This is a genomic window from Mesorhizobium sp. M0185 (assembly GCF_040322175.1).
In the GTDB taxonomy this organism is placed as follows: domain Bacteria; phylum Pseudomonadota; class Alphaproteobacteria; order Rhizobiales; family Rhizobiaceae; genus Mesorhizobium.
The window spans coordinates 94,407-116,801 of the sequence record NZ_JAMYSY010000016.1 but is presented as its reverse complement, the minus strand read 5'-3'; the positions used below and the strand labels follow the sequence as shown (position 1 = coordinate 116,801).

At 60.8% G+C, this 22,395-nt stretch carries 22 protein-coding genes and 1 tRNA gene; 9 read left to right on the top strand and 14 right to left on the bottom strand.

Translation table 11 applies throughout. From position 1 onward, the window contains the following. Window positions 1-257 precede the first annotated feature (257 nt). Both NKJ20_RS15490 and NKJ20_RS15485 read left to right on the top strand, forming a co-directional pair. Complete coding sequence (locus tag NKJ20_RS15490) at window positions 258-524, top strand: SEL1-like repeat protein (protein ID WP_010915070.1); 267 nt, start codon at window positions 258-260, stop codon at window positions 522-524. A gap of 379 nt (window positions 525-903) precedes the next feature. After that, window positions 904-2,025, top strand: coding sequence for a branched-chain amino acid ABC transporter substrate-binding protein (locus tag NKJ20_RS15485; RefSeq protein WP_352449026.1), 1,122 nt, complete (start codon window positions 904-906; stop codon window positions 2,023-2,025). Between the two features lie 98 nt (window positions 2,026-2,123). Here NKJ20_RS15485 and NKJ20_RS15480 read toward each other — a convergent pair whose 3' ends face one another. From NKJ20_RS15480 to NKJ20_RS15430, 11 genes are all read right to left on the bottom strand, one after another. Further along, a complete protein-coding gene (locus tag NKJ20_RS15480; RefSeq protein WP_352449025.1) occupies window positions 2,124-4,112 on the bottom strand; it encodes an acetyl/propionyl/methylcrotonyl-CoA carboxylase subunit alpha in 1,989 nt (662 codons plus the stop codon). Window positions 4,113-4,223: 111 nt separating this feature from the next. After that, the gene (locus tag NKJ20_RS15475) at window positions 4,224-4,598 is read right to left on the bottom strand and encodes a hypothetical protein (RefSeq protein WP_023677798.1); all 375 of its coding nucleotides are present in this window, start codon (window positions 4,596-4,598) and stop codon (window positions 4,224-4,226) included. A 43-nt stretch (window positions 4,599-4,641) separates the two neighbouring features. Then, complete coding sequence (locus NKJ20_RS15470; RefSeq protein ID WP_352449024.1) at window positions 4,642-5,022, bottom strand: hypothetical protein; 381 nt, start codon at window positions 5,020-5,022, stop codon at window positions 4,642-4,644. 29 nt (window positions 5,023-5,051) lie between these two features. Further along, on the bottom strand, window positions 5,052-5,426 hold the full coding sequence (locus tag NKJ20_RS15465; protein ID WP_352449216.1) for a hypothetical protein: 375 nt from the start codon (window positions 5,424-5,426) through the stop codon (window positions 5,052-5,054). 115 nt (window positions 5,427-5,541) lie between these two features. After that, window positions 5,542-6,072, bottom strand: coding sequence for an O-acetyl-ADP-ribose deacetylase (locus NKJ20_RS15460; RefSeq protein ID WP_352449023.1), 531 nt, complete (start codon window positions 6,070-6,072; stop codon window positions 5,542-5,544). A 1-nt stretch (window position 6,073) separates the two neighbouring features. Next, window positions 6,074-7,681 (bottom strand): carboxyl transferase domain-containing protein, encoded by a 1,608-nt coding sequence (locus NKJ20_RS15455; protein WP_352745066.1) that lies wholly within the window; start codon window positions 7,679-7,681, stop codon window positions 6,074-6,076. A gap of 4 nt (window positions 7,682-7,685) precedes the next feature. Then, complete coding sequence (locus NKJ20_RS15450) at window positions 7,686-8,069, bottom strand: type II toxin-antitoxin system VapC family toxin (protein WP_023677795.1); 384 nt, start codon at window positions 8,067-8,069, stop codon at window positions 7,686-7,688. Next, window positions 8,066-8,458 carry an AbrB/MazE/SpoVT family DNA-binding domain-containing protein gene (locus tag NKJ20_RS15445; protein WP_352449021.1) on the bottom strand — a complete coding sequence of 131 codons (393 nt, stop codon included), beginning with the start codon at window positions 8,456-8,458 and terminating at the stop codon, window positions 8,066-8,068. Before NKJ20_RS15445 ends, NKJ20_RS15450 begins: the two co-directional genes overlap by 4 nt. Before the next feature lie 82 nt (window positions 8,459-8,540). Further along, window positions 8,541-9,704 (bottom strand): isovaleryl-CoA dehydrogenase, encoded by a 1,164-nt coding sequence (locus NKJ20_RS15440; protein ID WP_352449020.1) that lies wholly within the window; start codon window positions 9,702-9,704, stop codon window positions 8,541-8,543. Between the two features lie 48 nt (window positions 9,705-9,752). Continuing rightward, window positions 9,753-10,415 carry a TetR/AcrR family transcriptional regulator gene (locus tag NKJ20_RS15435; protein ID WP_352449019.1) on the bottom strand — a complete coding sequence of 221 codons (663 nt, stop codon included), beginning with the start codon at window positions 10,413-10,415 and terminating at the stop codon, window positions 9,753-9,755. Between the two features lie 147 nt (window positions 10,416-10,562). After that, entirely contained in the window at window positions 10,563-10,841 is a 279-nt protein-coding gene (locus NKJ20_RS15430) for an acylphosphatase (RefSeq protein ID WP_352449018.1), read from the bottom strand. 197 nt (window positions 10,842-11,038) lie between these two features. Here NKJ20_RS15430 and NKJ20_RS15425 point away from each other — a divergent pair, with 197 nt between their 5' ends. After that, a complete protein-coding gene (locus NKJ20_RS15425) occupies window positions 11,039-11,539 on the top strand; it encodes a MarR family winged helix-turn-helix transcriptional regulator (protein WP_352745063.1) in 501 nt (166 codons plus the stop codon). Window positions 11,540-11,571: 32 nt separating this feature from the next. On the opposite strand, the gene NKJ20_RS15420 is transcribed toward NKJ20_RS15425, so the two are convergent. Next, window positions 11,572-12,678, bottom strand: coding sequence for a pyridoxal phosphate-dependent aminotransferase (locus NKJ20_RS15420; RefSeq protein WP_352449016.1), 1,107 nt, complete (start codon window positions 12,676-12,678; stop codon window positions 11,572-11,574). Window positions 12,679-12,798: 120 nt separating this feature from the next. Between NKJ20_RS15420 and NKJ20_RS15415 the strand changes: the two genes are divergently transcribed. Together NKJ20_RS15415 and NKJ20_RS15410 are read left to right on the top strand one after the other, a co-directional pair. Continuing rightward, window positions 12,799-14,451: a tetratricopeptide repeat-containing sulfotransferase family protein gene (locus tag NKJ20_RS15415; protein ID WP_352449015.1), complete on the top strand. Its 1,653-nt coding sequence runs from the start codon at window positions 12,799-12,801 to the stop codon at window positions 14,449-14,451. 80 nt (window positions 14,452-14,531) lie between these two features. Then, window positions 14,532-16,184 carry a tetratricopeptide repeat-containing sulfotransferase family protein gene (locus tag NKJ20_RS15410; RefSeq protein ID WP_352449014.1) on the top strand — a complete coding sequence of 551 codons (1,653 nt, stop codon included), beginning with the start codon at window positions 14,532-14,534 and terminating at the stop codon, window positions 16,182-16,184. A gap of 263 nt (window positions 16,185-16,447) precedes the next feature. Here NKJ20_RS15410 and NKJ20_RS15405 read toward each other — a convergent pair whose 3' ends face one another. Next, window positions 16,448-17,599 (bottom strand): porin, encoded by a 1,152-nt coding sequence (locus NKJ20_RS15405; protein WP_352449013.1) that lies wholly within the window; start codon window positions 17,597-17,599, stop codon window positions 16,448-16,450. Between the two features lie 449 nt (window positions 17,600-18,048). Between NKJ20_RS15405 and NKJ20_RS15400 the strand changes: the two genes are divergently transcribed. The 4 genes from NKJ20_RS15400 (at window position 18,049) to NKJ20_RS15385 (ending at window position 21,070) form a co-directional block, all read left to right on the top strand. Then, window positions 18,049-18,139, top strand: a tRNA-Ser gene (locus NKJ20_RS15400). Window positions 18,140-18,326: 187 nt separating this feature from the next. Further along, window positions 18,327-18,452: a hypothetical protein gene (locus tag NKJ20_RS15395; protein ID WP_352449012.1), complete on the top strand. Its 126-nt coding sequence runs from the start codon at window positions 18,327-18,329 to the stop codon at window positions 18,450-18,452. 124 nt (window positions 18,453-18,576) lie between these two features. Further along, the gene (locus tag NKJ20_RS15390; protein WP_352449011.1) at window positions 18,577-19,773 is read left to right on the top strand and encodes a porin; all 1,197 of its coding nucleotides are present in this window, start codon (window positions 18,577-18,579) and stop codon (window positions 19,771-19,773) included. Window positions 19,774-20,011: 238 nt separating this feature from the next. Then, window positions 20,012-21,070 carry a tyrosine-type recombinase/integrase gene (locus tag NKJ20_RS15385; protein WP_502895000.1) on the top strand — a complete coding sequence of 353 codons (1,059 nt, stop codon included), beginning with the start codon at window positions 20,012-20,014 and terminating at the stop codon, window positions 21,068-21,070. Between the two features lie 306 nt (window positions 21,071-21,376). Here NKJ20_RS15385 and NKJ20_RS15380 read toward each other — a convergent pair whose 3' ends face one another. Then, entirely contained in the window at window positions 21,377-22,270 is an 894-nt protein-coding gene (locus NKJ20_RS15380) for an alpha/beta fold hydrolase (protein WP_352449010.1), read from the bottom strand. Window positions 22,271-22,395 lie beyond the last annotated feature (125 nt).

The following is a 22,395-nucleotide window of genomic DNA, read 5'->3' as shown; positions in this document are numbered from 1 at the left end:
CTTGATCCGCGCCTCGCAAGTTTTCTTCAAATCTTGTGCAAACCGGCGCGATTGCTGGCTTTGTATCCTTAACGAATTTTCGCGTTTACCTCTTGTTTTAGCTTTGTTTTCCTCAAATTAAGCACGCCATTTAACGACGGATTCAAGCCTCCGGGGCATTCTCGAAAGCATCGAAAGAGCGGCCGCCCCCGACGGTAATCAAGGACACCGAGGGACAGACGGAGACAGCTCTCGGGAGCCAGAACAGGGGATTTGAAATGGCACGTTTTGAAATGCTTGAAGCCGGCTTCGGCGCCATGGGGGCAACTGCCCAGGCCGATATTCTTTTCGAGTTGGGCATGATGTATGCGACTGGCCGCGATTGCGAGACCGATGTCGTCGCCGCCCACAAATGGTTCAACATCGCCGCGATCAAGGGTTCGGCCCGCGCCGCGGAACTGCGCTCCGAATTGTCTGCCGCCATGTCGAAGGTCGAGATCGCCAAGGCGCTGCGCGAAGCTCGCGAATGGATGACGATGCACTGAATTCGCCGGCATCGACTTCACAAGGGTACTGACCTCACAACAGGGACGCTTCGGGTCAAGGCCGCGCAGAGGGCCGGGCTCGAAAAATCAAGGCGGCGCAAGACGGCTGAGCCAACAAGATCAAGAACACGGCGGCAAGCTGTGCAATAGACAGGGAAGGCGAGCGGGTCCTGGCGCCGATGCGTTGGGAAGCTCATGGCAAAAGCCGCGACCGGCCGGAACAAGGCTGGCGCGGCTTTGTCTTTGGGACTGCGTATTGCAGGCCCAATCGAGTGCCGACGATGCGTCTAGACAGCCCCGGTGAAGGATGAAATTCTCCCGCCACTCTGGAAGAGGCGCGGCCGGGATGGTCGCGCGAGAATGGAGGAGTTGTGTCACCATGAAGAAATTCAGTATTTTGAGCGCAGCCATATTTGGCCTGATGATGACCGCGCCGGTCGCCTTCGCCGACGACATCACCTTTTCGGTGGTCGGACCGATGACCGGTCAGCTTGCCACCATCGGCGATCAGTTCAAGCAGGGCGCGCAAGCCGCCGCCGACGCGATCAACGCGGCGGGCGGCGTCGACGGCCGCCAGATCAAGCTCGACATCGAGGACGACCAGTGCGATCCGAAGCAGGCGGTTTCGGTCGCCAACCGCATCATCGCCAATGGTGTCAAGTTCATCGATGGCCACGCCTGCTCGGGCTCCAGCATCCCGGCCTCCGCCGTCTACGCCGAAGCCGGTGCGCTTATGATGAGTCCGGCTTCCTCGAACCCGGTACTAACCGACGCAGCGGCGAAGGCCGGCTGGCCGACGATCATGCGCCTCTATACGCGCGACGATGCGCAGGGCGCTTTCATCGGTCCATGGATCGCCAAGAAATATGCCGGCAAGAACGTCGTCATCATGCACGACAAGAGCGCCTATGGGCAGGGTGTGGCCGATGCCGTCAAGGCAACGATGAACCAGAACGGTCTCAAAGAGATCCTCTACGAGGGCATCAACGCCGGCGAGAAGGACTATTCCGCTCTTGTTACCAAGCTCAAGGAGCTGAAAGCCGACGTCGTCTATTTCGGCGGCTATCACCCCGAAGCCGGCCTGATCCTGCGCCAGTCGGCGGAGCAGAACCTCAAGTTCCAGTTGATCATGCCGGACTCGATCGCTTCGCCGGAATTCTGGCAGGTTGCCGGTCCGGCCGGCGAAGGCACCATGTTCGTCTTCCCGTCGGACCCGCAGGCGAAGCCCGAAGCCAAGGAAGCCATCGCCAAGATCAAGGCCGGCGGCTTCGTGCCGGAGGGCTTCACGCTGTTTTCCTATGCGGTGATCCAGGCCTTCGCCGAAGGCATCAAACGCGCCGGCAGCGACGATCCGGCAAGAGTCGCCGAAGCGTTAAAGAACGGTCAGCCGATCAGCACGGTTGTCGGCTCGGTCACCTTCGACGAGAAGGGCGACCTCAAGAACGCGAGCTACGACATCAACCAGTGGCATGACGGCAAATACGCGCCGATCCAGCCGTGATGGCCGCGGCGCCGTAAGACGCGCTGCTGTAATCGAACATGGCCGGGGTCAAACCCGGCCATATTGTTTTTGGCGACGCCTTTGTCACGCGTTCGAGATCACTTCGTGGATAGGGAAACAGCAGTCAACTGAGATTCCTCGGCAAAGCGAACCAGCACGGTGCCGTCGGTTACCTGCGCGCCTTCGGCAGCAATCTCGGCGATAACCCCGTCATGGGGCGCGGCAATGGTGTGCTCCATCTTCATCGCCTCCAGGATCAGCAGCGGCTGGCCCTTGATCACGGACTCGCCTTTGGCTGCACGCACCAATTTGACCAGGCCGGGCATTGGAGCGCGCAGGCTGACGGAAGCGGCGGCGGCTTCGTCGGCTCGGGCCAGCGGATCCGGCACGGCAAAACCGTAGCCGATTGCACCATCGAAGACCGTGACGTGGCCCGGCCAGCGGGCGAGGCGAGGCGCCGCGCGGAGATCCCGCGAATTGACGCTGTCATAGGGCGCATCCAGCGCCACCTCGAACCGCCCGTCCGGCCGCACCGACACGCGCGCGCCGATCTCCTGCTCGCCAAACTTCAGCAGGGTGCTCCGCGCTACAGCGTGGAAATGCGCATAGCCGGCCAGTGACGACCAGGGATCGTCCGAGGACGGCAAGTCGCGCGCACCGGACGCGGCAAGTGCCGCGGCGGCAATCGTCTCACCGCTCGGCGGCGGAACCGCCGTCAACGCCTGCTGGTGCCTGGCGATCAGGCCGGTATCGACATCGCCCGCCGCAAAATCCGCATCAGCGGCCAGCGCGGCAAGAAAGCCAGTGTTGACCGTCGAGCCGGCGATTTCGGTCTGCGACAGTGCCGCGCCAAGCGCTGTGAGCGCCGTCCGTCTGTCCTTGCCATGAACGATCAGCTTGGCGATCATCGGATCGTAGAACGGCGAAATCGCATCGCCAGCGCGTACACCGGTTTCGACGCGCATGGTCGCACCCTCCGGTGCCGGCTGCGGAAATTTCAAATGGTGCAAGGTGCCGGTCGCCGGCAAAAACCCTCTTGCCGCGTCCTCGGCATAGATGCGCGCCTCGAAGGCGTGGCCGGAGAGCGCGATCTCGCTCTGCGTCTTCGGCAGTTTTTCGCCGGCGGCTACCCGCAACTGCCACTCGACCAGGTCGATGCCGGTAACCATTTCGGTGACGGGGTGCTCGACCTGCAGACGGGTGTTCATTTCCATGAACCAGAAACGGTCGGCCTTCAGACCTTGCGAGGCATCGACGATGAACTCGATGGTACCGGCGCCGGAATAGTGGATTGCCTTGGCGGCTTTCACCGCCGCCTCCGTCATCGCCTTGCGCAGTGCCGGCGTCATGCCGGGGGCAGGGGCTTCCTCGATCACCTTCTGATGGCGGCGCTGCGCCGAGCAGTCGCGTTCGTGAAGATGCACGGCGTTGCCGAAATTGTCACCAAACACCTGCACTTCGATGTGGCGCGGCTTGTCGACATATTTTTCAACCAAGACGCGGTCATCACCGAACGCGGCTTTCGCCTCGCGCCGCGCGCCCGACAGTGCTTCAGAAAAATCATCGGGATGCTCGACACGCCGCATGCCCTTGCCGCCGCCGCCGGCGCGCGCCTTGATCAGGACGGGGTAGCCTATCTCGCGCGCCTTGGAGGCGAGCAACACGATCTCCTGCGCTTCGCCATGGTAGCCCGGAACGACAGGCACGCCGGCCTTTTCCATCAGCCGCTTGGCGGCGTCCTTCAGTCCCATGGCACGGATCGAGGCCGCCGACGGCCCAATGAAGATCAGCCCAGCCGCCGCGACCTGGTCGACGAATTCGGGGTTTTCCGAAAGAAAGCCGTAGCCCGGATGGATGGCCTCGGCACCTGTGGCCAAGGCCGCCGCGATGATCTTGTCGCCGCGCAGATAGCTTTCGTTGGCGGGAGAGGCGCCGATATGCACCGCTTCGTCGGCCATTTCGACATGCAAGGCGCGATCGTCGGCGTCGGAATAGACGGCGACGCTGCGCACACCCATCCTGCGTGCCGTGCGGATCACCCGGCAGGCGATCTCGCCACGGTTGGCGATCAGGATCTTGGCGAACATCGGGCCTCCACAGGCAGAGCTGCCGCCAACGGCGCGAATTCTCGTCACGCGAACTGCGGCAATGCCCTGCTTTGTAGTCTGGCGGTCAAAGGGTAGGCAAGCGAGGCCTGCCTACTTTGAGGCCGCGATTTCGCAAGCTCCCCCGGTCGTGACCCTGTAACGGTCGCGGGTGACCTGGCAGGATTTCATCGCCATATCCTCGGCAGCCTTTTGCGAGGGCGCATTCAAGCGCGAGCCGCACAGGATGTACAACGAACGCACCCGGGAATACGGAGTGGTCGCATAAGCTGAATGGCCGCTGGCCGCCACATAGGCCTTATATGCCTTGGTGCATGGCCGATCCGCGGTCGCCGGAAAATACGGGTAGAAGCGGACGTCGCCCTTGCTTCCAGCCAGCGATTCCGCCGCGCCGACATTGGGGCTCGAGATTAGAAGCAACCCGGTTATCAGCGAGAAGACTGCTTGTTTGACGCTTATAGATTTCATCTTTCCCACCCATTGAATACGTCGAAGGCCGACGAGTGTCGGTCTATTTGGAGGCAGCTATGGCGCAGGCCCCTGCAGTCGTGACCTTGTACTTGCTGCGCGCGGACTGGCAGGATTTCAACGCCAGCGCCTCCGCAGCCTTCTGGGATGTTGCATTCAGATAAGCACCGCAAATAGTGAATTCGGTTGCCCAGTTGAATGGCGTCATCGCATAGGCCGAGTGACCGCCAGCCGCCACATAGTCCTTGTAATTCTGGCCGCAGCCTCCGATTGTACCCGGCGCAAAATAGACCGGAAAGCGGCTGTCGCCCTTGCTTCCAGCCAGCGATTCGGCGGCGCCGACATTCGGTGCAGAAGCCACAAGCAGTGCAAGCACCGACATGGTTGCTCGCTTGATTGATAAAGATTTCATTGCCAAACCCATTTAAACCCCAAACACTGAAATATATTCGCCTACTTGGAGGCAGCGATTTCGCAGCCGCCGCCTGTTGTAACTCTGTAACTGCTGCGGGCGGCCTGACAGGATTTCAACGCCAATTCTTCGGCAGCTTGCTGTGACGGTGCATTCAAGCGCGAGCCGCAGATGATGTACAGAAAACGCACCCGGGAATACGGAGTGGTTGCATAGGCTGAATGGCCGCCGGCCGCTACATAGGCCTTGTAGGCCCTGGTACACGGATCCTTCGGGCTCTGCGGCAAATAGGGATAGAAACGTGTCTCGCCCTTGCTTCCCGCCAGCGACTCCGCCGCACTGATGCCAGGCGTCGCTAATATAAGCAACGCCGCAAGTATATGCCCAGTTGTTCTCTGAAAAACCCGCCGCCTCATCTTCGCCCAATCCCCATTGGTATTTGCGATGATCAATAGCCGTTATTCTTTCGTCTGGCCAGATCGAGAAGCAAAAAATAGTCTGGAGATGTGGTGGGTTGTCGCCCGCGCAGGGTCACACCCTGCCGAGTGCAGCAACTACCCGCTGATACAGTTCGGTCGTCGGCTCGTCGAAGCAGCAGAAAATGACGGTTTCCGGAACGATGTTCTGGCCGATGAAGGCGCTCACGGTCCCGACAGCAATTTGCGTCGCCTGATCCTTCGGATAGCGGTAGGCCCCGGTCGAGATCGCAGGAAACGCCACCGTCCGGCAGTCCTTTGCGGCGGCGATTTCGAGCGACCGGCGATAGCAGGAGGCGAGCAGTTCGGCTTCTCCTTTGCTGCCACCTTGCCAGACCGGCCCGACCGTATGAATGACGTAGCGCGCGGGCAGCCTGTAGCCCTTGGTGATTTTTGCGTCTCCGACCTTGCAGCCATGCAAGGTCCGGCATTCTGCCACAAGCTCGGGGCCGGCCGCGCGGTGGATAGCGCCGTCGACGCCGCCGCCTCCGAGAAGAGAGGTGTTGGCGGCGTTGACGATGGCATCGACCGCCAGCTTCGTGATGTCGCCGGTTTGAATGCGAATCCTCTGGCCGATTTCGCTCATCTCACATCCTGAACACGCCGAATTTTGTCTCCTCGATCTCGGCGTTGAGCGCGGCCGAAAGGCTGAGCGCCAGCACCTCGCGGGTCTTGGCCGGGTCGATGATGCCGTCGTCCCAGAGCCTTGCCGACGAATAGAGCGGGTGTCCCTCGTGCTCGTACTTCATCAGGATCGGCTTCTTGAATTTCGCTTCCTCCTCGGCGCTCCATTCCCCGCCCTTGCGCTCGATGCCTTCGCGCTTGACCACGGCAAGCACCGTTGCCGCCTGCTCGCCGCCCATCACCGAAATGCGGGCATTCGGCCACATCCACAGGAAGCGTGGCGAATAGGCGCGTCCGCACATGCCGTAATTGCCGGCACCGAACGAGCCGCCGATGATCACGGTCACCTTCGGCACCTTGGCCGTTGCGACCGCCATGACCAGCTTGGCGCCGTCCTTGGCGATGCCGCCGGCCTCGTATTTTCGCCCGACCATGAAGCCGGTGATGTTCTGCAGGAAAATCAGCGGGATCTTGCGCTGGCAGCACAGCTCGATGAAGTGCGCGCCCTTCAGCGCGCTTTCCGAAAACAGCACGCCATTGTTGGCGACGATGCCGACCGGCATGCCGCTGAGATGGGCGAAACCGGTGACCAGCGTGGTGCCATAATTCTGCTTGAACTCATCGAACTCGGAACCGTCGACGGTGCGGGCGATTACCTCGCGCACGTCGTAGGGCTGGCGCAGATCCGTCGGCACGATGCCGTAGAGTTCATGTGGATCGTGAAGCGGCGGAATCGATTTCTGTAAGGCAAGGCTTACAGTCTTGTTCCGATTCAGGTTTTTGACGATACGCCGGCATATGGCCAGCGCATGCTCGTCGTCGAGCGCATAGTGGTCGGCAACGCCGGAAAGCCTTGTGTGCACGTCGGCGCCACCGAGGTCCTCGGCGGTGACGTCCTCGCCGGTGGCCGCCTTCACCAGCGGCGGCCCGCCGAGAAAGATGGTCGCCTGGTTGCGCACCATGATTGTCTCGTCCGACATCGCAGGCACATAGGCGCCGCCGGCCGTGCACGAACCCATGACGCAGGCGATCTGCGGAATGCCGGCGGCCGACATGTTGGCCTGGTTGTAGAAGATGCGGCCGAAATGATCGCGGTCGGGAAACACCTCGTCCTGGTTGGGCAGATTGGCGCCGCCGCTGTCGACCAGATAGACGCAAGGCAGATTGTTCTGCAATGCGATCTCCTGTGCACGCAGATGCTTCTTCACCGTCAGTGGATAATAGGTGCCGCCCTTCACCGTGGCGTCATTGACGACGACCATCACTTCGGTGCCTTCGACGCGGCCGATGCCGGCGATGAGGCCGGCCGAAGGGATGTCCTCGCCATACATCGACCATGCCGCGAACTGGCCGATTTCGAGGAAGGGCGAGCCTGTATCGAGCAATTGGGCTAGGCGTTGCCGCGGCAGGAGCTTGCCGCGGGAGACGTGCCGCTCATGCGCCTCTTCCGAGCCACCGCGCTCGATGGCGGCGGCTTTTTCAGCAATATCGGCGACCAGCGCCCGCATGCGCTCGGCATTGGTGCGGAAGAAATCGGAGGCGGACGACATCTGAGAGGTGAGGGGGGCCATGGCGCTACCGGATCAGCTCGATCTTGCAGCCGACATCGAGGTCGCCCCAATCGCGATCAGCGGTGACGGCAATGGCATTCTCGCGAATTGCCAGCGCCAGGCAAGCCCGATCGCCCAGCGACAAGCCGCGATGCCGCGTCAATTGGCGAAGCTGCCCGGCGGCGATGCCCATCGCGTCGTCGAAAACGGCGATCGGCATGCCGAGACTGGCGAGGTCGTCCGCGGCCTGTTCCATGCTGCGTCCCTTGTCGATCAGCTTGGCGATGATTTCGGCCGCATTGACTGAACTGCATTGTGCGTCCGGCGCGAACCCCAAAGCATTGTCGGTGCCTTGCTCGTTGAGCAGGATTGCGAGCGCCGCCGAACTGTCCATGACGTAGGGCTTCATTTCGTCCGCTTTCCCGTTGTCCCTTCGGCGTGAAGCCGGTCGAGACGCTTGTCGCTTCGACGCTGCTCTTCCCGTCGCTCTTTCAGAAATTCGTCGACGACGCTTTCACCGGGCTGTTTCAACGCTGACAATTCGGCCTGGACGCGTCGCAGATTCTGCAGCCACGATCTTACCCGCAGCTCGCCGTTTTCGACATGAAGGATCATGTCCTCGCCAGGCTTCACGCCCATCTCCTCGCGCATCGCGGCAGGAATGACGAAGCGCCCGCCCTCGCCAAGCTTGACACGCTCGCGTTTCGCCGGAGCACGAAGCTGTGGTTGGCGAGCGCCGGCATCGAACCGTGCCTGCGGATCTTCGTCAAATCCGGACTTTCCCGTTTTGCCAGCCATGGTCCGTCTCGCCCGTGTTGTGGCACATATTCCGAAGTGTGCCACATCGTGCGGCTTCTGGCAAAATCTCAAAAAGACGCCATCAGGCGCCCTCCACCATGATTTCCCGCCCGATCAGCCAGCGACGGATTTCGCTGGTGCCGGCGCCGATCTCGTAGAGCTTGGCGTCGCGCAAAAGCCGGCCGGTCGGGTAGTCGTTGATGTAGCCGTTGCCGCCCAAAAGCTGGATGGCGTCGAGCGCCATCAGCGTTGCCTTTTCGGCGGCGAAGAGAATACAGCCGGCAGCATCCTTGCGGGCCGTCTCACCGCGATCGCAAGCGGCGGCCACGGCATAGACGTAGGCGCGCGCCGCGTTCATCGTCGCATACATGTCGGCTAGCTTGCCTTGCACCAGCTGGAACTCGCCGATCGGCTGGCCGAACTGCCTGCGTTCGTGCACGTAAGGGATCGCCACGTCGAGGCACGCAGCCATCAGCCCGATCGGGCCGCCGGCCAGCACGGCGCGTTCGTAGTCGAGGCCCGACATCAGCACCTCGACGCCGCGCCCTTCCTCGTGCAGCACATTGTCGAACGGCACTTCGACATCCTCGAACACCAGCTCGCCGGTGTTCGAGCCGCGCATGCCAAGCTTGTCGAGCTTTTGCGCCACGGAAAAACCGGCAAAAGCCTTTTCGACGATGAAAGCGGTGATGCCGCGCGAATTGAGTTCCGGATCGGTCTTGGCGTAGACGACCAGCGTCTCGGCGTCCGGCCCGTTGGTGATCCACATTTTGGTGCCGTTCAGCACATAGCGATCGTTGCGCTTTTCGGCGCGCAGGCGCAGCGACACCACATCGGAGCCGGCACCCGATTCCGACATCGCCAGTGCGCCGACTTTTTCGCCGCTGCAGAGCGAAGGCAGATACTTTTCCTTCTGCGCCTGCGTTGCCCAGCGGTTGATCTGGTTGACGCAGAGGTTGGAATGGGCGCCGTAGGAGAGGCCGACCGAGGCCGAGGCGCGCGAAATCTCCTCCATCGCCACGACATGGGCGAGGTAGCCCATGCCGCTGCCGCCGAAATCGGGATCGGCGGTGATGCCGAGCAGGCCGAGCCCGCCGAGCTCCGCCCACAGATGTGCCGGGAATTCGTTCGAGCGGTCGATCTCGGCGGCGATCGGTGCGATCTTTTCCTGGGCGAAGCGCCGCACCAGGTCGCGCAGCGCCTCGATGTCTTCGTCAAGCCCGAAGTTGAGCGTATGCGTGTACATGCCGTTCCTCCCGGCGCACGACCGCGAAAATCGGGATCATGCGCGAAATCAAAGTGCTGCAGCGTCCGTTGCGCGCTCGAATGGACGCACGGCGCCGTGGCTCGTCCTCGCGCCATCGCTCTTTGCTCCAACAAGGCGCATTGTCATTGCTAGATATGTAGCGGTGACTTCGGCGATCGACAGCCGTTCGCCCGGCCGGAACCAGACGATGACGCCGGTCATCATCTGGATCAGCGCCATGGCGGTGAGCCCGGTGTCTTCGATGCTGAATAACCCCGCTTCGACGCCGTCGCGCAGGATGGCGCGCAGCTCCTTCTCGTAGGCCGTGCGCATGCGCAGGATCTGCGTGAGTTTTTCATGCGACAGGCTGCGCAGCTCCATGTTCGAGACATGGGTGGAGTGGCGGCGTTCGATATGGAAAGCGATGTGGTTTTCCACATAAGCGGCAAGCCGCGCTGCCGGATCGGCACCGACAGGGCGTGTTGCGCGCCACGCCTCGATCAAGCCTTCCATATGCTCATGCATCAGCACGAACAGAAGATCCTGCTTGGTCGGGAAGTAGCGGTACAGCGCCGCTGCCTGGACGCCGACCTCGGCCGCCAGCTGGCGCATCGACATCGCCTCGTAGCCGAGACGCGCAATCAGGCTGACCGCCGCCTCGCGGACCGCAGCTTCGGTCTTCTCTCCGTCGGAACCGGTCGTACGCGCCATGACAAGCCGCCTTTTCGCGGACAATAAAACAAACGTTCAATTAATTCAAGGACCGAGGCATGTCCGGGCAGGGTGGCTTCAGATTTGCTCTATCTGCGCCCTGGAGAATTTTGTGCGATGGAAGCGAATGAGCAGGATCATGCCTTGCTAGGCAACAATCCTGAAACCCGCGGACATATCGCGAACCTCGATCTCCTCGACGTCGACTTTCGAAACCGCTGCCCCCGGCGGCCCTTGCCAAAGCCGTTCGATCATTGTCGAGACCGCCGCACCGGTCCCTGCGATCAAGGCTGTCACCGAGCCGTCAACTTCGTTGCGCACCCACCCGGCAAGGCCAAGCGCCGACGCCTCGCGCCGCGCCCAAACCCGGTAGCTGACGCCTTGCACCTTGCCGTATATGCGTACCTGTACAGTCCGGTCGGTCATCGCGCTCTCCATCCTCTGAGTCGAGTCTGGCGCATCGCCGTGCAAATTCAACCGCGCAACGTGCATCGAAGGTCTCTCTCCGGTCGCTATCCGCCAGCCTCACGTGCGAGATAGGCGGCGTCTCCATTAATGATTGACTAAGTCAAATAATAGGCGATCATGGCCCTGACGGAGCGGTCCGTCCGAAGGAGGTCGACATGCCGGCCGATCGGAATGCCCTTGTCGCGGAGATACGTGGCTTCAATCGCTTCTACACGCGCCTGATCGGGCTGCTCGACCTGACCTTGACGCACAGCGCCTATACGCTGGGCGAGGCGCGGCTGCTGTTCGAATTGGGCGGCCGATCCCGCGCTGTCGCCAATAGCGGCGGTGAGGCAGGGTTTCTTGCACGGGCGTTCCACCTCGATCTCCGGCCGGCGGCCTCCGAAATCGCTGCCGAACTCCGGCTCGATCCGGCCTATGTCTCGCGCGTCCTGAGGAGGTTCGCCGCCGCTGGCCTGACCGAGACACGCTCTGACCCAGCCGATCGGCGCAGACGTATCCTGTCGCTGACCGCTCGCGGAAGTGCTGAGCTCGCCAGGCTTCAGGCTGCGGCGGATCGCGACCTCGCCCGGCTGACGGCCGGCCTCGCCGATGACGCGGCTGCCGAATTATCGGACGCCTTGAAGCGCGTCATGCGCCTGCTCGGGGAGAAATAGCGGGCAGCACTGGAATCCCGGCGTTGCGCTCTTCAGTTCCCCCGCGCTGCCGCCAGTGCGCCAGGCAGTTCCTCGGCAAAGATGTCGAGCTCGTGGTCGAGGCCGACAGTGACCCGGATGCAGCGGTCGAGAACCGGCACCATCGGCTTGCGGATGAAGACGTCGCGTGACAACAGCGCCTGCAGCACTTTCAGTGCGAAGGCGCCGTCGCGGCCGCAGTCGATGGTGACGAAATTGGTCGCCGAAGCCAGCGGCTTCAGCCCGTTCGCTTCGGCTATTGCGGCGATACGCCCGCGGCCGGCGGCGACCCGCGCCACCACGCTATCCAGCCAGGCCTGATCGGCAAGCGCCTCGACACCGGCGATCTGCGCCATGCGGCTGACGCCATAGTGGTTGCGGATCTTCTCAAAGTCCCGAATCACCTGGGCCTCGGCCACCGCATAGCCGCAGCGTACGCCGGCCAGCCCATAGGCCTTGGAGAAGGTGCGCATGCGGATGACGTTCGGCCGCGCGACATCGATCGGCGGCAGCGCTGAGGCTGGCCCTAATTCGCCATAGGCTTCGTCGAGCACCAGCATTGTGGTCTCCGGCAAGGCTTCGATGAAGCGGCTGAGCTCGGCGGCTTCCCACCAGCTGCCCATCGGATTGTCCGGATTGGACAGGTACACCAGTGGCGCCTTTTCCCTGGCCACTGCCGCCAGCAGGCCGTCGAGGTTTTCCCGATCGTTCTCGTAGGGCACTGCGACCAGCCGGCCGCCGACGCCGGCAACATGAAAGTTGAAGGTCGGATAGGCGCCTAGCGAGGTCACCACCGCATCGCCCGGCGCCACATACATGCGCGCAACCAGGCTGAGCAGCCCGTCTATCCCTTCGCCGACAACGACGTTTTCGGCGCCGACACCGAGATGCCTAGCTACGGCTACCTTCAAATCGTGATTGTCAGGGTCGCAGTACATCCACATGTCGCCGGCAATCTCGGCCATACGGGCAACGACGCGCGGCGAAGGGCCAAAGCTGCTCTCGTTGGCGCCGATACGGGCGCGAAAGGCGCGGCCGCGGTCGCGCTCCTGCGCCTCAGGGCCGACAAACGGCACCGTGGAGGGAAGCGCGGCGATGAGCGGCGTAAGGGGAGGGCGCATGGCAAAGGCTCATTCGAAAAGGGGCCTTCTTGCTAGCCTGCCGGCTTGGCCTGCGCAAGTTCCGCGGCAGGCGGGAACGTCAGGCTGGATTCTCCCGGATCATTTTGCTAGCGAGACATCATGAGCAATCGACTGCCGCCCGCTTGGTCCAAGCACATAAAGTCCCGCCCGGCGCCGAACGTGCAACCGCCGAAAGCGAAACCGCCGTCGCGCGCGCAGGCCGACGATGCGCTGCTGCGACAGGCGTATGGCTTGCAGCAGGCCAAGCGGTTGGCCGAGGCTGAGGAACTGTGCCGTCGCGTGCTGGAGCGCACGCCCAACCATCCCTTGGCTTCGTACATCATGGGCACGCTATTCGTCGGGCTCGACGATGAAATGGCGCTGCGATATTTGGCCCGAGCCGTCGGCGAGGAGCCTCAAAACCCCTTTTATCACCTTAGTCTGGGTGAAGTTTATCTAAAAGTCAGCGAATATTCGCCCGCAATCAGGCATATTCAGCAAGCATTGAAGTTGAAGCCCGATTTGCTGGAGGCGCTTTGCGCATTGGGACGCGCTTACGTCGAATTCGACAAGGCTGACATGGCTGTCCCGGTTTACGAGAAAGCGCTCAAGATCAACCGTGATCATCCTCGCGTTCGGACAGGACTGGCCAGCGCACTCACCGGTCTCGGTCGCGTGGACGAAGCCGAAGTCTATCTGAAAGAAGCGATCGAACGTCGCATCGCGATGCCCGCTGCCTATAACGAGCTTGTGCATGCGCGCAAATTCACCGAAGAGCCGGCCGAACTTAAGTCCATTCTGCGCGAACTGGGCTACCCAAAACTTGACCCCGAAAGTGCGATGAGACTTCATCACGCAGCCGGCAAGGTGCTGAACGACCTTGGGCGCTACAAAGACGCGATAGATCATTTCAAGAAAGGCAAGCGGGCCGCAGGCTATAAGTTTGACCTGGAAGCCTATCGCCGCTGGGTCGACTCTACGATCGAACTCTTCAACCCGGACATGGTGGCTGCCAAGGCGGGTCATGGAAGCCCATCGGAAGTGCCCGTGTTTGTGTTGGGAATGCCCCGGTCGGGGACCACCCTGACCGAGCAGATTTGCGCGAGCCACCCGGATGTTCACGGCGCAGGAGAACTGAGCAAGCTAAGGCGAGCCGCAAATGCTACCGGCCTCACCAGGCTTTCGGCACGGGCTTTGGGCCAATCGATAGTGCCGATCACCCCTGACCTGTCCAAAATCCTGGCCGAGGAGCACCTGTCCTACCTTCGTGAGCGTGCGCCGACCGCACTTCGCGTCGTCGACAAAATGCCCCAGAATTTCGAACTGATCGGTCTCATAGGCCTTCTCTTTCCCAACGCGCGGATTATTCACTGTCGCCGCGACGCCATCGACAATTGCCTCTCATGTTTTTTCCTGAATTTCTCCAAGGGACACAGCTACATCGCCGACCTGCAGACGCTCGGGCTGTACTACCGTGAATACGATCGCCTGATGCGGCATTGGGACAAGGTTTTTCCAGGACGCATCTTCGAAAATCGCTACGAGACGCTGGTTGCGGATCAGGAGGCACAATCGCGCCGTCTTATCGATTATCTTGGATTGCCCTGGGACGATGCCTGCCTGCGCTTCTTCGACAAGGAGGGATCGGTCAACACGGCCAGTCGCTGGCAAGTCCGGCAGCCGATCTACAGGTCATCTGTCAAGCGCTGGAAAAACTATGAGGGCAAGATCCAGCCGCTGATCGACGCCTTGGGCGACCTAGCCGAACTTTGAACAAGGAGGGCGCCCGACAGGATAGGCCAGCCCTTCAGGCCAGGCTGGATTCTCCCGGACCATTTTGCTAGCGAGACATGATGAGCAACCGACTGCCGCCCGCGTGGTCCAAACACATAAAGTCCCGCTCGGCGCCGAAAGTGCAGCCGTCGAAAGTGAAATCGCCCTCGCGCGCGCAAGCTGACGACATGCTGCTGCGACAGGCGCTCGAACTTCAGCAAGCCAAGCGGCTCCCGGAGGCGGAGGAATTATGCCATCGCGTTCTCGCCCGCACGCCCAACCACCCGCTTTCGCTCTACATCCTCGGCACGTTGGGGCTCGGTATCGACGACGAGTTGGCTCTCAAATATTTTGCGCGGGCAGTAAGCCAGACGCCTCAGAATCCATATTTCCACCTTAGCCTGGGAGAGGCCGGTCTGAAGCTTGGCGACAGCTTGCTTGCGATCAGGCACCTGCAGCGCGCCTGCGAATTGAAACCCGATCTGGTGGAAGCGCTTTGCGGACTGGCGCGTGCCTACGTCAACTTCGACAAGGCCGAGATGGCTTTGCCCCTTTACGAGAAGGCGCTAAAGATCAACGGCGACCATCCCATGGTCCGGATTGGTCTGGCTGGTGCGCTCACCAGCCTCGGCCGCATGGACGAAGCCAGAGCCTATCTCGATCAGGCAATAGAACGTCGCGTCGATGTTGGGGCAGCCTACAATTACCTGGTCGACACGCAAAAGTTCACCGAAAAACCTGCCGAGCTCGACTCTATCCTGCGCGAACTCTCCAATCCCAGGCTCGAACCCGTTGCTGCATCGCAGCTCCACCACGCGGCAGGCAAAGTGCTGAACGATCTTCAGCGCTATGAAGAGGCGATAGACCACTTCAAGAGGGCGAAAAAGGCCGCTGGTCACGATTTCGACCTGGAGTACTACCGCCGAAGCGTCGATTCCATGATCGAGATATTCAGCCCATCACTATTGGAAGCCAAGGCTGGCCACGGCAGTCCGTCTGAAGTGCCTGTGTTTGTGCTGGGCATGCCCCGGTCGGGGACGACGCTGACGGAGCAGATCTGCGCGAGCCATCCGGATGTCCATGGCGCCGGGGAGCTTACGAAGCTGCGGCGAATCGCGAACTCGATGGGCTTTAGAACACTGTCGGATGAAGACCTGCGCAATTCGATTATGTCGATGACGAGGGATCAGTCGAGGGCGCTGGCCGAAGAATACCTGTCTTATCTGCGCCAGCACGCGCCTGCCGCGCCCCGCATCGTCGACAAGATGCCGCACAACTTCGAGTTTATCGGTGTCATTGGAATTCTCTTTCCCAACGCACGCATCATTCATTGCCGGCGCGATGCCATCGACAATTGCGTCTCCTGCTTCGTCTTGCATTTCACCAAGGACCACGGCTACAACGCCGACCTTGAGACACTCGGGTTGTACTACCGCGAATATGATCGCTTGATGCGGCACTGGGACAAGGTCTTTCCCGGACGTATTTTCGAAAGCCGCTATGAGACGCTGGTTGCGGATCAGGAGACGCAATCGCGCCGTCTCATCGATCATCTCGGCTTGCTTTGGGACGATTCCTGCCTGCGCTTTTTCGAGAGGAGCGGATCGGTCAATACCCCCAGCCGCTGGCAGGTCCGGCAGCCGATCTATAGTTCATCCGTCAAACGCTGGAAAAAGTATGAGAGCGCAATTCAGCCGCTGATTGACGCCTTGGGCGATCTGGCTGAAATTTGAACAAGTAGGATGCGCCCGATCGGCCGAGGTCGATCGTGACTTGCTGTCGAGATACATTGATCCGGTAGGCCAGCTCTTCAGATCGGCCCAAGTTTTTCTTTTGCACGAACAAGCGTGCGGAGCGAGCATTGCATTCGACCAGCCCTGCGATCGGCTGCTCAGCAGCAGCCTGCATTATGCATCGAGAGTTGACAGCTGCGTCGCGCCGATACGAAAAACCCGGCGGTTGCCCGCCGGGTTCAATCTCAATCTAGCTCGGACTGTTAGAATGAGCGCTGGAAGCGGAGCATGCCGCCGACGCTGTCCTTGTCGTCGGCATTGGTCCAGTTGCGATCGTAGGCTTTGTCAAACTGGCCGTCGCGGGCCCAATCGACTTCGGCAGTGATCGTGAGACCGGGAACGATATCGTAGGCAATGTTCGCGGCGACGCCGTAGTTTTTGTCATCGTCAGCCGACGCCTGGAGGTTGAACGAGGTCTTCTCGTTTATGGTGTAAGTGCCACCACCCCAGACTGCCCAGTTGCCGCCCCATTGCTTGTAGAAGTTGCGGTCGATGTTGTCGTCCGAACCGTAACCGGCCATGAGGAACAGTGTCAGGTTCTGTATCGGCGTAACGTCGACGCGAACCTTGCCGGCCCACTCCTCCCAGGTGCTGTCATAGGCGGCGACACCGGTGATCGAGCCCCAGCCCTGCGTGTATTTGATACCGCCGACGACATACGGGACATAGCTGTCGATGGAATCATTGCCGCTGTTGCTGTCTTGGAAAATGCCAGGATCCGCAGCGGCACTGCCCGAACCGGTTTCCAACGATGCCACGGCCGAGAAGCCGTTTCCGGCATCGAAGTAATACTGGACGACGTTGGTGTCGAAGCCGCCGTAGGGGACCAGCGTATCCTGAATGACGTTGCCGGCGTAGCCGATGAAGGTATCAAAGGCCGATTCGTCCTTGCCGACGCGCAGACCACCAAGCTGGACCCAGGCAAAGTTCAGCGAAACGCTCGTACCGCCGTTAAAGTTGTCATCAAGGTAATCGTTGTGGTTACCCCAGTTGAAGCGGGTCTCGGTGTAGGTCTTCAGGGTGCCGAGCTCGGTTTCCTGGCCGGTCCAGGTCTTCAGCGTGAAGCGGGCGTGCTTGTAGTAGGTATCCTGCGAGTCGCCGTCCTGCTGATCGGTGGTCTTTGCACCGTCGAATGAGCCGACGTCACCGATGCCGATGTCATAGCGGACATAACCGCCGATGCGCAGGCAGGTTTCGGTGCCGGGGATGTAGAAGTAGCCAGCGCCGTAGACGTCGCAAATCTTGACGTATTCAGCGGGTTCCGGCTCGGCGACAACGACGGCGTCGGCGGCGCGCGCACCGGAAACTGCGATCAGTGCCGCAGCGGAGCCGAGAAGAAGGCTCTTGATGTTCATTTTCTGACCTCCAGTCAAAAGTTAAAAAACGGGTCTGGGTATTCTTTGCTGAAGGACAGCGTTCCCTGCCCCATCCCCACTACCGAAAAAGATGCGCACCGCGCCGCTCCTTCAAACCCGACATTACCCATGAGACGGCGGCGTTCAACCACGATCGTACCGGCAAAAGGTTTGTGTTGGCGCTATACCCCAGCGTTGTTGCACAAATGACACGATTTGGCCTCACTCCGAAAGCTCCCGTTAACCAACAGCCCTTCGCAAGCCGTTGCAAACGGCGGATTCCGGCGATGGTCGGCCCGAAATGTGACCATGGCCCGAGTCGCGAACCGGGGAATTGCCGCAGAATCGCCATATCGCCGCGCGGCGCTTTGGCGAAGGGTCGATTTTTCAAGGATAATAGCGTCAGCTTGTTGATTGTGCCGGCGCTTTTCTTTATCCACCGGCGCAACGGAGAGGTGGCCGAGTGGTCGAAGGCGCTCCCCTGCTAAGGGAGTAGAGGTCAAAAGCTTCTCGTGGGTTCGAATCCCATCCTCTCCGCCACCCTACGCCCTGCGGGCTTTGGGTGGCAGGCCACCCGAAACCGCATTTTGGGCGTAGGGTGTCGCCCGAAGCTACGAAGTAGCGTAGGGGGACCATGTGGTACGTCTAATTTCTGCAACTCCGTAACGGCGATGTCGGATCGACCAACGATCTTCGACGCCGTTTTGATTCGCACCGATCAGGCTATGTGACTTCGACTAAGGCTTATCTGCCTGTAATCTTGAAGGCCTACATCGGGGTTGAAACCGAGGCCAACGCGCGGCAACTCGAGCGATATTTCAAGACCGGTTCGGGCCAAGGCCTTTGCGAGTAAACGTTTTTGGCCGACAGGGCCTCACTGACGGCCTTAGGACTATCTATTTGAAATATAAATAAAAACGGACCCAACGAGCTGCTTTTCGCCGGCCACCGTCCCGATTCTGACTGGAGGTCAGAAAATGAACATCAAGAGCCTTCTTCTCGGCTCCGCTGCGGCACTGATCGCAGTTTCCGGTGCGCGCGCCGCCGACGCCGTCGTCGTCGCCGAGCCGGAACCCGCTGAATACGTCAAGATCTGCGACGTCTACGGCGCTGGCTACTACTACATCCCCGGCACCGAAATCTGCCTGCGCATCGGCGGCTATGTCCGCTATGACATCTCCGTGGGCCAGGCTGGCTCGTTCGACGGCGCCAGGTACCAGGACCTGTCGGATGCCTTGGATGGTGAAGACAACGTCAACGACGGCTATTACAAGCAGGCTCGCTTCACGTTGAGGACCTACACCGGCCAGGAAACCGAGATGGGCACCTTGAAGACCTACACCGAGACCCGCTTCAACTGGGGAACCGGTTATCAAGACGTGCCTGGGTTCGACGAGCACTTTTCCAGGTTTGGTAGCAGAGGCGTTTCGCTGAATTTCGCCTGGATCCAGCTCGGTGGTCTTCGCGTCGGTAAGGACGAAACAGCCTTCAACACGTTCACCGGCTACGCCGGCAACGTCATCCAGGATACGATCGTTCCCTACGGCGGCTTCGACACCAATGTCGTCCAGTACTACTTCGATGCCGGCAACGGCTTCTCGGCCGTGGCGTCGTTGGAAACCGGTGAAGGCTTTATCCTTAACAGCGCCAATACTGCCATCACTCTCGGTCACGACTCGGTCGACAGCTATGTTCCGTATCTCGTTGGCGGCGTGAAGTACACGCAGGGCTGGGGTTCCATCAGCGGTGTTGTTGCCTATGACAGCAGCCTGGAAGAATGGGCCGGCAAGGTTCGCCTCGACGTGACGCCGATGCAGAACCTGTCGCTGTTCCTGATGGCCGGCTACGGCTCTGACGACAATCTCCCGCGCAACTTCTACAAGCAGTGGGGCGGTAACTGGGCAGTCTGGGGTGGTGGCACCTACACCATCAACGAGAAGACCTCGTTCAACCTGCAGGCGTCGTATGACGAAGCCAAGGAAGCTGGCGTCGCGGCCAATATCGCCTACGATATCGTTCCCGGCATGACGATCACGGCCGAAGTGGACTGGGCTCATAACAGCCACCACATCGATAGCGACTCGCTGCCCGGTTATGAATACAACTGGACCGGCATCCCGGGCGACAAGAAAAACGCCGTTGGCGGCTTCCTCCGCTTCCAGCGCTCGTTCTAAGGGCTGGACTTAAGGCAAGTGAAATCCAGCCCGGGCGCCTTAACGCCCGGGCTGTTTTTGTTTTCGCGACTGGTCGCAAACAGAAGGAAAAGGGGGTTCGGTAGCTGAACAGGGTTGTGGAACGATGTCGTTGGGATCCGCCACTGGTGGATGAAATCGGCCACAACGCTTAAAACTCTTGAAAGGGCACCGCCAAGCAGGTAGGTCTAGGCCTATCCACTCGGGGGTGTGGCGAATAATGACGAACGATGCGATTCAAGAGGGAGGAACCTCTGATCATTTTTCGATGTTTTCTTCTCAAACTGCAAAAATAAAATACAGTTACAACAAGATACGAGAAGTAAAGTCGCACAGGATCGGAGAACTTTTTTCAGCATACCGGGACATACTTTGGGATGACGGGCGGCATAAATACAATGTCAGCTCCTTCATCGGCGAAATAGACGAGATCCTCCTTGGGGAGCGTTTCAGCGCCTTTGACCAAAGCACCCTCGACAATCTTATCGGCACCTTGCGCCAGCGCGGCAACAGCAACGCAACCATCAATCGGAAGATGGCTGCCCTCAGCAAACTGCTGCGCAAGGCTCACAAGATGGGAGATATCCACAGCCTGCCCGAGTTCCGCCGCCAGAAGGAGCGGGCGGGACGGATTCGTTTCCTCGAAAGGGACGAGGAGGCCCGGCTGTTCGCTGCCATCAAGAGCCGCAGCGAGGACGCTTATCGGCTTTCCGTCTTTCTCGTCGACACCGGTTGCCGCCTCGGCGAAGCGCTGGGTTTGATCTGGAACGATATCCAGGAGCACCGCGTCAGTTTCTGGATCACCAAATCCGGCCGCAGCCGCACCATTCCGATGACCGAGCGGGTAAAAGAGGTGATCAAGCTGCCGGCCACCGAGGGCCGCCGGCCCAAAGGCCCGTTCACCAAGCTCAGCCAGGCGCAGTTTCGCGCCATCTGGAACGATGCCAAGGCCGAAGTCGGGCTTGGCGCCGACGATCAGGTCGTGCCGCATATATTGCGCCATACTTGCGCCTCGCGTCTCGTCCAGGGCGGCATCGACATCAGGCGTGTGCAGATGTGGCTCGGTCACCAGACGCTGTCGATGACCATGCGCTACGCCCATCTGGCCACCAACGATCTCGATGGCTGCGTCACCGTGCTGGAAACGCCGCGGTGCAGTGGCGCGGACAGAGGCGGTGCAAGCGCTTTGTCTTCTCCACCTCCGGCGAGGCGAGAGCCAAAAAGCGAGCCGGCCGGAAGCAAGGCCCCAAAGCCCGCAAAGAGAAACGCCAAGTCCTGACGGATCTGACGTGAGACATCAGCCCGCTCAGGGTTGCGCTGCCCCTCATTGCCCTGCCGGGCATTTCTCCCCGTATAGCGACGGGGAGAAAGGCGTCCTTGCGAAAGAGTCGCTAATCCCCAGCGTTGCAGACACCTCCCTTCTCCCCGTCGCTATACGGGGAGAAGGTGCCGGCAGGCGGATGAGGGGCAGCGCCGACATCGATAAAAAGTATTTCACCGCTAATTCCAACGGAACTGTCAACGGCCGTCGGAATGCTTTGACCGACGCAAAACCTGCGCGTGAATTACTTCGCTCGGTCGAGCTTTACTTCCTGCCACCCCGCCGCTCCGCCCGATCGAAAAAACCAGCGATCCTGCCCGGCAGGATCCCGGACTCCAAAAACGGTGCATGGCCCTGGCCGTCGGCGGTGATCGTCTCGATATCGGTATGGCGCGTCCGCATCTGCTCGAGCGTTTCGGCGGACAGCAGCTTCGAATTGGCGCCGCGTATGACGAGCATCGGGATGGCCGCCAGCGCGTCGAACTGTGGCCAAAGATCGGGCAGCGGCCGGCTGGGATCGAGCCCCGCCAGCGTCTCGACCAGTTTCGGATCGAAATCGGGCAGAAATCCCTCCTCGGTCTCGCGGTAGAGGGCTGATGCCATCCGCTCCCAATCCGCATCGGTCAGCGCCGCAAAATCCGCGCCATGGGTGCTGCGCAGGCCGCGGACCACCTCTGCGTACGTCTTCGGCCTGGGCGCGAGGTCGAGATAGGAGCGGATATGGGCGAGACCTTGCGCCTCGATCACCGGGCCGATGTCGTTGAAGACGATGGCCTTCAGCACGGCCGGCCGCATCGCCCCGAGCACATGGATGATCAGTCCGCCGCGCGACGTCCCAATGAAGGCTGCCTTCTCGATGTTCAGCGCCGCCAGCCCGGCAAGGATATCGCCCGCCTCGCTGCCGTTATTGTAATGGGCGATATCGGCATCGTAGGCGGACTGCCCGCGCCCGCGATAATCGAAGGCGACAACCCTGCGCTTCGCCTGCGTCGACAGATAAAGCGCCAATTCGTGAAAGTCACGGCAATTGCGGGTCAGGCCGGGCAGGCAAACGACTGGCCAGTGGCCGGAATTCGCTTCGCCGTAGATGCGGGCGTGCAGGGACAGCCCGTCCGGCGCGGCGTAGAAGAAATCGGAGAAGCCTTCGTCGTTTGGCATGTACACTCGATTCCGTGCTGCTGTCAGATCGTTGCGATCGGTCAAATTGGGGGCTCTTCCTTCTCTCCTTGTGGGAGAAGGTGGATCGGCGCGTTAGCGCCGAGACGGTTGGGGGTGTTGGACGG